The sequence below is a fragment of the Lysobacter alkalisoli genome (assembly GCF_006547045.1).
In the GTDB taxonomy this organism is placed as follows: domain Bacteria; phylum Pseudomonadota; class Gammaproteobacteria; order Xanthomonadales; family Xanthomonadaceae; genus Marilutibacter; species Marilutibacter alkalisoli.
The window spans coordinates 3,093,219-3,107,481 of sequence record NZ_CP041242.1; the positions used below are offsets into that span (position 1 = coordinate 3,093,219).

The window sequence follows — 14,263 nt, forward strand, 5'->3', positions numbered from 1 at the left end:
ACCGGCGCTCACGAACGACCGTACACGTCCTCCAGCCGGACGATGTCGTCCTCGCCCAAATAGCTGCCGGACTGGACCTCGATCAGCTCGACCGGCTCGGTACCGTTGTTGCGCAGCCGATGCACGCTGCCGAGCGGGATGAAGGTACTTTCGTTCTCGCGCAGGTCGAACACGCTGTCGTCGCAGGTGACCTCGGCCACCCCGGAAACGACCACCCAGTGCTCGGCGCGGTGGGCGTGTTTCTGCAGGCTCAGCGCGGCACCGGGCTTGACCACGATCCGCTTGACCTGAAAGCGCGGACCGACGCCGATCGAGTCATAGCTGCCCCAGGGGCGATAGACCTTGCGGTGGAACAGGTGTTCCTGCCGCCCCTCGCCCTTGAGACGGTCGACGATCGCCTTGACGTCCTGCACCCGGTCCTTGCGCGCCACCAGGGTGGCGTCGGCGGTGTCGATGATGACCAGGTCCTCGACACCGAGGGTGGCGATCATGCGCCGCTCCGAGGCGCGCACGAGACTGCCCTTGGTGTCGACCGAGATCACGTCGCCCTCGTGGAGGTTGTCGTCGGCATCGCGCTCGGCCACCGACCACAGCGACGACCACGAGCCGATGTCGCTCCAGCCGCAGCTGACCGGCACCACCGCAGCGCGGTCGGTTTTCTCCATCACCGCGTAGTCGATCGAGTCGCTGGGACTGGCGGCGAACATCGCCTCGGGAATACGCGTGAAGTCGAGATCGGACTCGGCCTGCGCATAGGCCTCGCGTACTGTCGCCATCATCTCCGGCGCATGCTTGCCGAGCTCTTCCAGATAGCGATCGGCGCGAAACAGGAACATGCCCGAATTCCAGGCATAGGTGCCTTCGGCAAGATAGCGCTCTGCGGTGGCCAGGTCGGGCTTCTCGACGAAGCTCTCGATCCGGTAGCCGCCATCCGTACCGAGTGCGTCACCGCGGAGGATGTAGCCGTAACCGGTCTCGGCGTAGTCGGGCTTGATCCCGAACGCGACCAGACAGCCCTCGTCGCCCAGCGCACGGGCGGTGTCGACGGCGGTACGGAATGCGGCTTCGTCCTCGATCAGATGATCGGCCGGCATCACCAGCAGGGTAGCGCCGGGATCGCGTGCCAGCACGTGCATTGCCGCCAGCGCGATCGCCGGTGCGGTATTGCGCGCGACCGGCTCCAGCACGATGCCGCCGCTGGGCACGCCGACCGCCTGCAGCTGCTCGCCGACCATGAACCGGTGGTCCTCGCTGCAGACCGTCACCGGTGGTTGCACGCCCTCGAGGGCATGCGCGCGCAGCACGGTCTCCTGGAACAGCGACCGGTCGCCCATCAGGGCCAGGAACTGCTTGGGCTGGTTCTGCCGCGACAGCGGCCACAGGCGGGTGCCGCTGCCGCCGCTCAGTACCACGGGATGGAGCATGATTCGCCTCGTTCCTTGTCGGACTGCGTGACCGGCACAGCATAGACCAGTCATCTCCCCATCCGGATTCACGCCAAGGCAGACACGATCCGGCCAGGCACACCCCGCCCAACCCGCAGTCGCAGGCGATGGAATTCGCCCCGTGAACCCCCTGGGCCTCCCTTGTGGAACGCGGGACATTCGCATGCGTATGGATTCAGACTCGGCTAGAATCCGGGACCCTCGGCCTCTTTCGGCATGCAATCCAAAGGAACCCCCACTCGATGAAGATCCTGGTCGGTTACAAGCGCGTGGTGGACTTCAACGTCCGCATCCAGGTCAAGCCGGATGGCTCCGACGTCGTCACCGACGGCGTCAAGCTGTCGCCCAACCCCTTCGACGAAATCGCGCTGGAAGAAGCCCTGCGCCTGCGCGACAAGGGCGTTGCGACCGAGGTCGTGGTCGCCACGATCGCGCCGGCCGACGCCCAGGCGCACCTGCGCAACGGCCTGGCGATGGGCGCCAACCGCGCCATCCACGTGGTCAGCGACGGCCCGATCCAGCCGCTGACCGCCGCGCGCACCTTTCTCAAGCTGATCGAGAAGGAGCAGCCGGATCTGGTGATCCTCGGCAAGCAGGCGATCGACGACGATGCCAACCAGACCGGCCAGATGCTGGCCACGCTGTGGGGCCGCCCGCAGGCGACCTTCGCTTCGAAGCTGGACATCGCTGACGGCAAGGCGACCGTGACCCGCGAGGTCGATGCCGGCCTGGAGACGCTGGAAGTCGACCTGCCGGCCGTGGTCACCACCGACCTGCGCCTGAACGAGCCTCGCTTCATCAAGCTGCCGGACATCATGAAGGCCAAGAGCAAGCCGATCGACACCATTGCGTTCGCCGACCTGGCCGTCGACACCGGCGACACGCTGAAGACCACCGCCTACGCCCCGCCGCCGAAGCGCAGCAAGGGCGTGATGGTCAAGGACGCGGCCGAACTGGTCGCCGCACTGAAGCAGAAGGGGTTGCTGTAATGAGCAAGGTACTGATCGTCGCCGAACACCTGGACGGCAAGCTGAACGCCTCCACCGCCAAGTGCGTGTCCGCCGCGCAGGCGCTTTCGCCCAAGTCCATCGACATCGTCGTGCTGGCCGCCGACCCGTCCACGATCGCCGCCGAGGCCGCGCAGATCACTGGCGTGTCCAAGGTGCTGGCCGTCGCCAACGACGCCAACGCCCACGCCGTCGCCCAAGTGCTGGCCCCGCAGGTCGCCAAGCTGGCCAACGGCTACAGCCATGTGTTCGGCCCGTCGACCACCTTCGGCAAGGACCTGATGCCCTGCATCGCCGCCCTGCTCGGCGTCGCCCAAGTCTCGGACATCATGGCGGTCGAAGGCAGCCACGTCTTCAAGCGCCCGATCTACGCCGGCAACGCGATCATCACCGTCGAGGCCCCGGCCGACCACACCGTGGTCGCGACCGTGCGCACCGCCTCGTGGCCGGAAGCCGGCATGGGCGGCAACGCCGCGGTGGAAGCGGCATCGGTCGACGCCGAACTGCCGACCCATACCCGCTTCGTCGGCCTCGAGGCCGGCAGCAGCGATCGCCCCGACCTGCAGAGCGCGAAACGCGTCGTCTCCGGTGGCCGCGGCGTCGGCTCGGCCGAAAACTTCAAGATCATCTTCGATTTCGCCGACAAGCTCGGCGCCGGCGTCGGCGCCTCGCGCGCCGCGGTCGATGCCGGCTACGTGCCGAACGAAATGCAGGTCGGCCAGACCGGCAAGATCATCGCCCCCGAACTCTACGTCGCCATCGGCATCTCCGGCGCGATCCAGCACCTGACCGGCATCAAGGATGCTGGCACCATCGTCGCGATCAACAAGGATGCCGACGCACCGATCTTCGAGATCGCGGACATCGGCCTGGTGGGCGATCTGTTCAAGGTGTTGCCAGAACTCGAGCAGGCGCTGAGCTGACAAGCATCGTTGGACTCAAAAGCGATGGAGTGCAGGCTACCAGACACCGCCAAGGCGGTTGATGCAAATCCCGGGGCAGCGATGAGTGTCCCGCGGATTGCGGTGGTAATCCCGTGTTACCGCGTCCGCCGGCACATCCTGGACGTCATTGCCAGCATTCCCGCGTTCGTCGAGCTGATCCTGGTGGTCGACGATGCCTGCCCTGAAGGGTCCGGCGATTTCGTGCAGTCGCAATGCAGCGACGGCCGTGCCGTCGTGATCCGCCGTGAAACCAACGGCGGCGTGGGCGCTGCAGTCATCAGCGGCTACCAGGAAGCGCTGGCACGCGGCGCCGACATCATCGTCAAGATCGACGGTGACGGCCAGATGGATCCCGCGCAACTGCCCGCCCTGATCACGCCGTTGCTGCGTGGCGAGGCCGACTACGCCAAGGGCAACCGGTTCTTCGACGTCGAAGTGGTACGACGAATGCCGAAGCAGCGCCTCGTCGGCAACGCCGTGCTGTCGTTCATGAACAAGATGTCCAGCGGGTACTGGAGCCTGTTCGATCCCACCAACGGCTACACCGCCATCCATGCGACCGCGCTGCGATGCCTTCCACTGGACAAGGTCAGCCCGCGTTACTTCTTCGAGACGGACCTGCTGTTCCGGCTCAACACGGTCAACGCCGTCGTCGAGGACGTGCCCATGCCGGCGCACTATGGCGACGAGATCAGCAACCTGCGGATCGGGCGCGTGATCGGACCGTTCCTGGCCGGGCACCTGCGAAATCTGGGTAAACGGATTTTCTACAAGTACTTCCTGCGCGATTTTTCGGTGGCTTCATTGCAACTGGTCGCAGGCTCGGCATTGCTGCTGTTCGGCATGGCACATGGCAGTTACCACTGGTGGCTGTCCGTATCGACCGGGATCGCCGCAACCACCGGGACGGTGATCCTCGCTGCGCTGTCGGTCCTGGCCGGTCTGCAACTGCTGCTGGCTTTCCTGGCCTACGATATGACCACGGTGCCAAGACGTCCGTTGCAGCAGAGGGATTGAGTCAAGGACGGCCCACCACGAAGTACGCCAAATACATCTGGCGCAGGGCATCCACGTTGATCGCCACCACCACCAGCAGCATCCACGCCACCAGCAACACGCGGATGCCGGCAGGCGAGCGCAGCGAGCTCCAGGTCAGGGCGAATGCCGCCGCCGGGATGAAGTACCGCCCCTGCAATCCTTCGATCGCCGGGTGGCCAAGCGGAGTCCACAGGAAAAACAGCGGCAAGGCCACCAGGACCAATGACCCGAGCACGGCAGCCCACGCCAATCCAAGGACGCGCCACGGCTCCCGCGACACACCATTGGCCCAGAACGCAGCCAACAGCGCCGACATGCCTGCAGCGTAAGCCCAGCCCGACAACCTGACATCGAGCCAGCCCAGCACACCAATCATCCGCTCCAGCTGCAGCAGCCCTCGTTCACCTGTATAGGTACTCACCAACATCCGCAGGAACGTCACCGGCTCGCTTGCAAGCAAGGCCAGGTTGGCCGCCGGGTCCACGCCCTTCAGTACCGGTGCGTTGTCCGATGCCGACAATGCCCACGCCACGTGGATCGCCCACGGCAGGGCGACATGCAGGGCCAGCGCACGAGCAAAGGATTTTCCGGCCCGGTCATAGGCGGGCTTGCAGAACAGCAAGCATGCCAGTACCCACGCCGCGCCTGGCTTCAACAATGCGATCACCAAGGCCAGCGTCCACAGCGCCGGGGCCGCTTTCCCGGGCGTGACCTTGCCCCCCGCGATCCCCGACACCAGGCCTAGCCACGCCAGGCTGGCGGCAATCGTCAGCGAGTCGGCCGAAATCGACGCCATCTGGAACAGGCTCATCGGCAGGAGGGCCACCAGCAGCAACGCCCACTTCCCGCGCACAGCCTTCGACAGTCCCCACGCGACCAGCGCCGTGGCCAGCAGCAGATTCAACAAACGCGACAGGTAAAGGAAGGTCCCGAACGACGCCCCTGTCATGCACGAGGCCTTGAACAACCCGGCCGGCAGCAGGTGCTGGTGCGGAAAGTACCCGTCCGCACCGCGGGGTAACGCGACCGTTTCCGGCTCGCAGGCCAGCGGCTGGTTCGCCTGCTGCTGCAACTGCCCGTACGTGAAGGGCGTCTTGTTGATCAAATAGTCGCTGAAAGGACCGTACATCGCATGCGTGCTCGGCATCGGCCGACCATCGGCATTTCCAAACGGCACGCCTTCACCGATCTTCACGATCTTGGCCAGGTGCGCCGCCTCATCCGGCACCGCTCCCGGTGGAGTGATCGCGATGAAAGCGATTCCGAACGCCAACATCAATGGCACGCACACCAGCACGATCCGTCGTTCCAGCACAAAGAAGCCGGGCCACGTCGGCATGGACTCGATCGCTCGCGACCACGATTTCCTGTGCACGACCGCAAACGTTGAGAGGAACACGCCGATCAGGAGCAACGCCCAGTCACGGATGCCACGCCAGTGTCCGGCCCTGTCGATCGTGTCGAGCGAGGCACCGGTGAAACGCAACGAGAACAACGGATCGACCGCCTGCGGCGACGTCGTCACCACTAGACAGTCCTGCGAACGTTGGAGTTCGACGCGGTCGCCCCCCAGGATTTCGAACTGACCCGCCACTCCCGCAACACTCAGTCCACACAAGCGGGTCACGTCACCATTCGGCGGATCCACTCGCAGGAACCTCGCATCCTTTCCGCCTACCTCCAGACGCCGGGCCGTCGTGGACGGGCCGACGGGCCACCAGCGCGACCGCCTCTCGGACCAACGCCCGGCCCTGTCATGGAAAACTTGGAGCCATCCGGTCGACTGCGCCTGCAGGGTGAACTCAATTGCTACCCGACTGCGGACGTGCGACATCAGGGCCAGCCCGACCAACGTCGCCAGAATCAAGCCGACAATGATCCTGCCGTGGGGAATGCGAGATGTGGCATCCATGCGAATGGCCTGGATCAGGGCGCGATATCCCGCCTGCCATCGGCATTCCTGGGCGGGAACGACAACGCAAAGTTGAGATCCTGCAAGCTCAGGTTGGGGTTATAAGCGGGATCGCGCAGCAACATACCGTCCCATCGATTCATCATGAACTGGACCTCTCCTGAAAATCGCTTCTTCTTAGCCTCGGTATCTTCGCTGCCACGCGATGCAGATTCATGGTGGTACAGCTCGGCGAACGGCGTCCAGACGTTGCGATAACCAGCCTCGCGCAGGCGAAGGCAGAAGTCGATGTCATTGAAGGCCACCGCCAGCGTTTCATCCAGCCCGCCAAGCTGCTCGAACCTCTCCCGCTTGACCAGCAGGCAGGCGCCCGTAACGGCTGACAGGCCCTGCGCAACCCGCACTCGCCCACCATGCCCAGGGTAGCCCTTCACCATTCCGGCATATGCGTGCGCCGCCACCCCGTGCACACCGAGGATCACGCCCGCATGCTGGATCGTGTCGTTGGGGTAGTACAGCATTGCTCCGACCGCACCTACATCCGGACGGATCGCATGCGACACCATCTCCTCCAGCCAATCGGGGGTGATCACCTCGATGTCGTTGTTGACGAGCCCGATTACTTCGCCATCGCACTGTGCGATTGCCCAGTTGTTGATCGCCGAGTAATTGAATGGCGCGTCGTAACGCAACACGCGAACCTGGTCGACACCCCTCAATGACTCCAGGTACTCGACCGCATCGGGCTCGGAGGAGCCATTGTCGACGACCACGATCTCGAAGTCGCGGTACGTCGAACGCTGCAGGATGCTGTCGATGCAAAGCCGCAACAGACCGGCCTTGTCCCGCGTCGGCACCACCAGGCTGACTTTCGGCCTGGGTGAGGGCAGCGGCCAGCGCACCCGATAGTGGCCGTGCGACAGCTCTTCGGCCCGTGCGCCCGTGCCACTCCGGGACAGCTGCTCGTCGACGGCACGAACACCTGCTGTTGCGGCGTAGTCCTTCGCATCACGTGTCAGGGCCGTAGACCCCGGGATGGCCCGCCAGTGATAGAGCACCTTGGGGATGTGTCGGATCTGCGACGGCAGCAGGCATTCGGTGCAACGAAGGATGAGGTCATGGTCCTGGCTGCCCTCGAACCCCTTGCGAAAACCGCCCACGGCACGCACCAGCTCCGTCCTTATCACGGTCAGGTGGCAGACGTAGTTCTGGCTACGCAGCAGGTCCGGATCCCAGTCGGGTTTGAAGTAGGGGTCGAAACGGCGACCTTCGGCATCGATCTTGTCCTCGTCCGAATACAACAGGCCGATATCCGGCGCCTCCATGATGGCCTCGGCCATTTCAAGCAAGGCGTGTGGCCGCAGCTCGTCATCGTGGTCGAGCAACGCCACGAAATCGCCACTGGCCATTTCCAGCGCCGAGTTCGAGGCTTCGGAAATGTGCCCGTTGCTTTCGCGGCGAACCGCGACTATGCGTGGGTCGGAACCTGCATATTCACGGATGACCTCCATGACCTTCGGGTCGGACGATGCATCATCGGCAATACAGAGTTGCCAGTTCGGGTACACCTGCGCCTGCACGCTTTCGATGCACTTGCGCAACCAGCGTTCCGGGGTCTGGTAGGTGGGCAACAATACGGAGATCAATGGCTTCACGGGGCCGAGCCGGGCGACGCGATCACCGAGCTCGCCTATCATCGCGCTGCCCAATGTGTCGAACCGCAACACCCAGCCCTCGTAGTCGCCAAGTTCACGTGGATGCAACCGCTTCCGGTAGCTGGAGAACAGTCGCGCCGTTGCCGTCGAGACACCTGCGCCCAAGCAATCGCTCAGGAACCGCCCACCACGGGCGAGGGCTCTGGCGAGGCCGGAGCCCTCGCCCTCCAGCGGCACCAGCATCTTCCAGAGGGCGTTCGCCCGGGTGAGCCGGCAAATGCCGAACCTGCCCATCCGGAATCTCAGGATCCCGCTTCCGGGAGAGAAGCGGAGCCCCGTTACGTCGTATTTCAATAGGACCAGGGCCCTGACCCGACCGTTTCTGTCCGGATCGGGCAGAAGGATCTGGTGGTCTCCGTCGCTTCCAGGCACATACGCAAGGTACAGGCACGGCACTAGAGTCGATTCGTCCGTGGAATTCAACTGCCCGCTGACCTCGTACCAGCCGGCAGGCAAGGCGAACGAACCCTTCGTGCCAAAGCCAGAGCGCTCGCCACGCGACCGCCATTCAGGACCATCTTCGCCATCGATCGGCTCAAGGAAGGCGTCCGGCCACAACTCGACCGCGACCGGGGGTTCTCCCGCGCGAGCCACGACTTCCCAGCGCACGGCCTCCTCCGACTTCCTCGACACGACCCTCGGCACCAACGCCCTCCAGGATGTTACGACGGCCGACAATGCCGCACGGTAGCCGGATAGCTTATCCGCAGTCTCTCGCCTGCCCAAGGCTCCGCCCTCCCGAGCTTTCACCCGGTTCAAGGTAGAATGCCGCCCCGCAGGGCCTGCCGGCCTCCGCTGGACCACGTATCCCGTAAGGAACTGAATGGGCGAAATCACCAGTGCTTTCGGCTGGCAAGGCTGGCTGACCATCGCGGTCATCGTCGCGACCCTCGGTTTGTTGTTGTGGGAGCGCTTCACCCCCGACAAGGTGCTCGCGGGGGCGGCAGCCGTGCTGATGGCCAGCGGCGTGCTCACCCCCGCACAGGCGCTGGGCGGGTTCTGGAACCCCGGCGTGCTGACCGTGGCCCTGCTGTTCGTGCTGGTGGCGGCGCTCAAGACCACCGGGGCAATCCGCTGGATCGGCGACTGGGTGCTTGGCCGGCCGAATGGCACGCTGCATGCACAGGCACGTCTGGTCGGTATTTCCGCCCCGCTCAGCGCCTTCATCAACAACACCCCGATCGTGGCAATGCTGACCTCGGCAGTGGAGCAATGGAGCCGGCAACGCGGCATCGCCCCGTCCAAACTGCTGATGCCAATGAACTACGCCACCATCCTCGGCGGCATGTGCACCCTGGTCGGCACCAGTACCAATCTCATCGTCTCCGGGCTGGTATTGCAGGCGGGCCTGCCGGGCCTGCATATGTTCACCCCGCTCGGTGTCGGCGCCGTGGCGGCGCTTGCGGGCATTGCCTACTTGTTGACGCTCGGTCGCTGGCTGCTGCCGCAGCGTCGCTCCACCCTGCAGCAGGCGGTGGCCGATGTCCGCGAGTACACCGTGGAGATGCTGGTCGAGGATGAGGGCGGGCTGGCCGGCAAGACCATCGATGAGGCCCGCCTGCGCCACCTGTCCGGCTCCTATCTGCTGGAACTGGTGCGTGGCGACATCGTGCATGCCGCGGTCAGCCCGCAGGTCAGGCTGCGCGCTGGCGACCGTCTGGTCTTCGTCGGCCAGACCGACGCCGTACGTGAGCTGCGCCAGCTGCCCGGCCTGCGCCCAGCGACCGAGCAGGTGTTCAAGGTCGACGACGCCGGTGGCCAACGCACCCTGGTCGAGGTCGTGCTGTCACGCTTCAGCCCGGCGGTCGGCCGGACTCTGGTCGAGTCGGCCTTCCGCAGCCGCTACAACGCGGCGGTGATTGCGATCTCCCATCATGGCCAGCGCCTGCATCGCAAACCGGGCAGCATCGTGTTGCAGCCGGGCGACACGCTGCTGATCGAGACCGACAGAGGCTTCCTCGAACGCCATGGCCGCTCGCCGGACTTCCTGATCGCCAGCCAGATCGACGGTCCGGCCCGGGTCGATGGCCGCCGGGCGCTCACTGCGCTGGGCATCGTGGGGCTGATGATTCTCGCCAATACCCTGCTCGGGGTGAACATCCTTTACTCGGCGCTGGGCGCCGCGGTGGCCGCGATCGCGGCGCGCTGCGTCAGTCTGGCCGAGCTGCGCAGCAGCCTGGACCTGCGCCTGCTGGTGGTGATCGCCTGCGCGTTCGCGCTGGGCGCGGCGCTGAAGCAGAGCGGCGTGGCAGAGGTGGTAGCGGCATCATTGACGGACTGGGCTGGAGGGGACCCGTTCTGGACCCTGGTGCTGGTCTACGTCGCCGCGGTCGTGTTCACCGAGATGCTGACCAACAACGCCGCCGCGGTGCTGATGTTCCCGATAGGCATGGCCGCCGCCCAGCAACTGGGAGTGGCACCAATGCCATTCGTGATCGCGGTAATGATGGGCGCCTCGGCCGGCTTCATCACCCCGATCGGCTACCAGACCAACATGATGATCTACGGCCCGGGCGGCTATCGTTTTTCCGACTACGTGCGGGTCGGGCTACCCTTGTCCATCACCGTCGGAATCGCGGTACTGTGGGCGATTCCGCGTTTATGGCCGTTTTAATCGGGTGGCAGGACCGGCATTGGTCGCGGAAACCTGCCCGCGTTATGGGCTTATCACCCCGACTCATTTTCACCAGTCGTACGAAAGCTGAATACTGCATTCTCCAGCGTGGCCGGGTCGCGCTCCTCTGTTAACCTTCCCGTCTTTCCGGAATCACATCCCACAAGGCTCCCGAAACCGCAATGCTTTCCACCTCGCAACTGTCCCACCTCGACCGGCTCGAAGCCGAGAGCATCCATATCCTGCGCGAGGTCGCCGCCGGGTTCCAGAACCCGGTGATGATGTATTCGGTCGGCAAGGACAGCTCGGTGTTGCTGCACCTGCTGGTCAAGGCGTTCTACCCGGCGCGGCCGCCGATCCCGCTGCTGCACGTCGATACCGGCTGGAAGTTCCGCGAGATGATCGCCTTCCGCGACCGCCGTGCGGCGGAGACCGGCACCGAGTTGCGCACCTGGATGAACCCCGACGGCGTGGCCCAGGGCATCGGTCCGATCAGCCACGGCGCCACCGTCCATACCGACGTGATGAAGACCCAGGGCCTGAAGCAGGCGCTGGACAAGTGGGGTTTCGACGCCGCGATCGGCGGTGCCCGCCGCGACGAGGAGAAGTCGCGCGCCAAGGAGCGCATCTTCAGCTTCCGCAACGCCCAGCACCGCTGGGATCCGAAGAACCAGCGCCCGGAACTGTGGAATCTCTACAACACCCGCATCCACAAGGGCGAGTCGGTGCGCGTGTTCCCGATCTCGAACTGGACCGAGCTCGATGTCTGGCTCTACATCTACCGCGAGAACATCCCGGTGCCGTCGCTCTACTTCGCTGCCGAACGTCCAGTGGTCGAGCGCGACGGCGCGCTGATCATGGTCGACGACGAGCGCCTGCCGCTGCGCGACGGCGAGACGGCGATGGTGAAACAGGTCCGTTTCCGCACCCTCGGCTGCTACCCGCTGACCGGTGCGATCGAGTCCGATGCCGACAGCCTGGAGAAGATCATCGCCGAGATGCTGGTCTCGACCACGTCCGAGCGCCAGGGCCGGGTGATCGACCACGACCCGTCCGCGTCGATGGAGAAGAAGAAGCAGGAGGGGTATTTCTAATGGACACGATGAATGCCGACGCCCGGGCCGCCGTCGCCGCCTACCTGCAGCAGCACGAGACCAAGAGCCTGTTGCGCTTCATCACCTGCGGCAGCGTCGACGATGGCAAGAGCACCCTGATCGGGCGCCTGCTGCACGATACCAAGCTGCTGCTCGACGACCAGGTGGCGGCGCTTGAAGCTGACAGCCGCAAGCACGGCACCCAGGGCGAGGACATCGACTTCGCCCTGTTGGTCGACGGCCTCGCCGCCGAGCGCGAGCAGGGCATCACCATCGACGTCGCCTACCGCTTCTTCGGCACCGACCAGCGCAAGTTCATCGTCGCCGACTGCCCCGGCCACGAGCAGTACACCCGCAACATGGTCACCGGCGCCTCCACCGCCGACCTCGCCATCGTGCTGGTCGACGCACGCAAGGGCCTGCTGACCCAGACCCGCCGCCACAGCTACATCGTCTCGCTGCTCGGCATCCGGCACGTGGTGCTGGCGGTCAACAAGATGGATCTGGTCGGCTACGACCAGAAAGTGTTCGACGACATCGTCGCCGGCTACAGCGAGTTGGCCGGCCAGCTCGGCATCGCCAACGTCACCTGCATCCCGCTGTCGGCGCTGAAGGGCGACAACATGCTGGAGGCCTCGTCCAACACCCCGTGGTACGACGGCCCCAGCCTGCTGCAGCACCTGGAAACCGTGGACGCCAGCCGCGACGACGGCCGTACCGGCTTCCGTCTGGCGGTGCAGTGGGTCAACCGACCCAATCAGGATTTCCGCGGCTTCGCCGGCACGGTGGTCGCAGATGCGGTGTCGGTGGGCGAGGAGGTAGCGGTGCTGCCGTCTGGGCAGCGCTCGAAGGTCGCGCGCATCGTCACCGCCGATGGCGACCTGCAACGCGCTGTCCCCGGCCAGGCCGTGACTTTGACCCTGGAGGACGAGGTCGACGCCAGCCGTGGCGACGTCATCGCCGCCGCCTCTAATCCACCGGAAACCGCCGACCAGTTCGCCGCCCACCTGATCTGGATGGGCGAGCAGCCACTGCTGCCCGGTCGTCCGTACTGGCTCAAGATCGGCACCCGTACCGTCGGCGCGCAGATCACCGAAATCAAGCACAAGATCGACGTCAACACCCAGGATCAGCTGGCGGCCAAGCACCTGGAATTGAACGAAGTCGCCTATTGCAACCTCTATCTGGACCAGCCGGTCGCGTTCGAGAAATATGCCGACAACCGCGAGCTGGGCGCGTTCATCCTGATCGACCGCCAGAGCAACGGCACCGTCGCCGCAGGCGCCCTCGACTTCGCCCTGCGCCGCGCCGGCAACATCCACTGGCAACACGTCGACGTCGACAAGGCCGCGCGTAGTCGGATCAAGCACCAAATCCCGCGCTGCCTGTGGTTCACCGGCTTGTCCGGCTCCGGCAAGTCGACGATCGCGAACCTGGTCGAGAAACGCCTGCTGGCGATGGGCCACCACACCTATATCCTCGACGGCGACAACGTCCGCCATGGCCTCAACAAGGACCTGGGCTTCACTGACGAGGACCGCGTCGAGAACATCCGCCGGGTCGCCGAGGTCGCCAGGCTGATGGTCGACGCAGGCCTGATCGTGCTGGTCAGCTTCATCTCCCCGTTCCGCGCCGAACGGCGCATGGCGCGGGAGATGTTCGACGAGGGCGAGTTTCTTGAAGTCTTCGTTGATACGCCGCTGGACGTGGCCGAACAACGCGACGTCAAGGGGCTCTACGCCAAGGCGAGGGCCGGGGAGATTAGAAACTTTACTGGCATTGATTCGCCGTACGAGGTGCCGGAGGCACCCGAGGTCCACTTGAACACGGTTTCCGTTTCGGCGGTCAGCCTTGCAGAAAGCGTCATTGCCTCACTAAGGGACGGCAAACCACCAGCTGTCGACGCTTGATTTATTCGCCACAACTATTCCATAGGCATAACAATGAAGAAAACGTCTCTTCTCCTTACCGTCGCCCTCGTCGCACTCACAGGTTGCAATAAACCCGCACCAGCCCCGCAGAATACGGCGACCGTCGAGACTGAAGTTGCGACGGATATTTCCGGGGCTACGGCCGCAGCGAACTGCCCAGATACGAAAGGGTACAATCCATTCCCGGACGGCCTCGCACCAGAGTTTGCGTACCACCTGCGCTCGGACCGGATCTATACGCACAAAAATGACCGCGTCCGACGGCGCGTGACGATGGAAGTACTCGAATCCGATGCTGCCTCGGCCCTGGTTTCGCTACAGAAGAACCTCACTGATATCGGCTACAAGGAGCGGCAGCGCAGTGACGGGAATGAAGGTCGTGTCAGCGTGCACTTCTCCAAGGCACGCGCCGGTTCCACGATCCTAACCGCGGACTCTTCACCTGGAAGCAACCCCAGCAACCCCAAGGCAAACGGCATAATTTCAATCGACTTCGCCTATACCAGCAACATGGACGGGGACAACATCAGCAAACAGTAGGGCGCCGCCCCTCGCTTCATCCC

10 protein-coding genes are annotated in these 14,263 nt (G+C 64.6%); 7 read left to right on the plus strand and 3 right to left on the minus strand.

The window, feature by feature from the left end:
- Positions 1-8: 8 nt before the first annotated feature.
- Complete coding sequence (locus FKV23_RS13700) at positions 9-1,424, minus strand: mannose-1-phosphate guanylyltransferase/mannose-6-phosphate isomerase (protein ID WP_141624352.1); 1,416 nt, start codon at positions 1,422-1,424, stop codon at positions 9-11.
- Positions 1,425-1,687: 263 nt separating this feature from the next.
- Between FKV23_RS13700 and FKV23_RS13705 the strand changes: the two genes are divergently transcribed.
- The 3 genes from FKV23_RS13705 to FKV23_RS13715 all read left to right on the plus strand — a co-directional run bounded on the left by FKV23_RS13705 (position 1,688) and on the right by FKV23_RS13715 (position 4,413).
- Complete coding sequence (locus FKV23_RS13705) at positions 1,688-2,434, plus strand: electron transfer flavoprotein subunit beta/FixA family protein (RefSeq protein WP_141624353.1); 747 nt, start codon at positions 1,688-1,690, stop codon at positions 2,432-2,434.
- On the plus strand, positions 2,434-3,375 hold the full coding sequence (locus tag FKV23_RS13710) for an electron transfer flavoprotein subunit alpha/FixB family protein (protein WP_141624354.1): 942 nt from the start codon (positions 2,434-2,436) through the stop codon (positions 3,373-3,375). The genes FKV23_RS13705 and FKV23_RS13710 overlap by 1 nt, the downstream gene beginning before the upstream one ends.
- An 81-nt stretch (positions 3,376-3,456) precedes the next feature.
- Positions 3,457-4,413 carry a glycosyltransferase family 2 protein gene (locus FKV23_RS13715; protein ID WP_208543172.1) on the plus strand — a complete coding sequence of 319 codons (957 nt, stop codon included), beginning with the start codon at positions 3,457-3,459 and terminating at the stop codon, positions 4,411-4,413.
- Between the two features lies 1 nt (position 4,414).
- On the opposite strand, the gene FKV23_RS13720 is transcribed toward FKV23_RS13715, so the two are convergent.
- Positions 4,415-6,346 carry a DUF2142 domain-containing protein gene (locus FKV23_RS13720; protein WP_141624356.1) on the minus strand — a complete coding sequence of 644 codons (1,932 nt, stop codon included), beginning with the start codon at positions 6,344-6,346 and terminating at the stop codon, positions 4,415-4,417.
- Positions 6,347-6,360: 14 nt separating this feature from the next.
- A complete protein-coding gene (locus FKV23_RS13725; RefSeq protein WP_244244013.1) occupies positions 6,361-8,670 on the minus strand; it encodes a glycosyltransferase family 2 protein in 2,310 nt (769 codons plus the stop codon).
- Between the two features lie 214 nt (positions 8,671-8,884).
- Here FKV23_RS13725 and FKV23_RS13730 point away from each other — a divergent pair, with 214 nt between their 5' ends.
- The 4 genes from FKV23_RS13730 (at position 8,885) to FKV23_RS13745 (ending at position 14,240) form a co-directional block, all read left to right on the plus strand.
- The gene (locus tag FKV23_RS13730) at positions 8,885-10,675 is read left to right on the plus strand and encodes an SLC13 family permease (RefSeq protein ID WP_141624357.1); all 1,791 of its coding nucleotides are present in this window, start codon (positions 8,885-8,887) and stop codon (positions 10,673-10,675) included.
- A 182-nt stretch (positions 10,676-10,857) separates the two neighbouring features.
- Entirely contained in the window at positions 10,858-11,769 is a 912-nt protein-coding gene (cysD, locus tag FKV23_RS13735; RefSeq protein ID WP_141624358.1) for a sulfate adenylyltransferase subunit CysD, read from the plus strand.
- On the plus strand, positions 11,769-13,679 hold the full coding sequence (gene cysN, locus FKV23_RS13740) for a sulfate adenylyltransferase subunit CysN (protein WP_244244014.1): 1,911 nt from the start codon (positions 11,769-11,771) through the stop codon (positions 13,677-13,679). Before cysD ends, cysN begins: the two co-directional genes overlap by 1 nt.
- Before the next feature lie 33 nt (positions 13,680-13,712).
- Positions 13,713-14,240 carry a lipoprotein gene (locus tag FKV23_RS13745; RefSeq protein WP_141624360.1) on the plus strand — a complete coding sequence of 176 codons (528 nt, stop codon included), beginning with the start codon at positions 13,713-13,715 and terminating at the stop codon, positions 14,238-14,240.
- The last annotated feature ends 23 nt before the right edge of the window (positions 14,241-14,263 follow it).

Coding starts and splice junctions, on each gene's coding strand:
- FKV23_RS13700 (WP_141624352.1), bottom strand. CDS start 1,424: ATGCTCCATCCCGTGGTACTGAGCGGCGGCAGCGGCACCCGCCTGTGG.
- FKV23_RS13705 (WP_141624353.1), top strand. CDS start 1,688: ATGAAGATCCTGGTCGGTTACAAGCGCGTGGTGGACTTCAACGTCCGC.
- FKV23_RS13710 (WP_141624354.1), top strand. CDS start 2,434: ATGAGCAAGGTACTGATCGTCGCCGAACACCTGGACGGCAAGCTGAAC.
- FKV23_RS13715 (WP_208543172.1), top strand. CDS start 3,457: ATGAGTGTCCCGCGGATTGCGGTGGTAATCCCGTGTTACCGCGTCCGC.
- FKV23_RS13720 (WP_141624356.1), bottom strand. CDS start 6,346: ATGGATGCCACATCTCGCATTCCCCACGGCAGGATCATTGTCGGCTTG.
- FKV23_RS13730 (WP_141624357.1), top strand. CDS start 8,885: ATGGGCGAAATCACCAGTGCTTTCGGCTGGCAAGGCTGGCTGACCATC.
- cysD (WP_141624358.1), top strand. CDS start 10,858: ATGCTTTCCACCTCGCAACTGTCCCACCTCGACCGGCTCGAAGCCGAG.
- cysN (WP_244244014.1), top strand. CDS start 11,769: ATGGACACGATGAATGCCGACGCCCGGGCCGCCGTCGCCGCCTACCTG.
- FKV23_RS13745 (WP_141624360.1), top strand. CDS start 13,713: ATGAAGAAAACGTCTCTTCTCCTTACCGTCGCCCTCGTCGCACTCACA.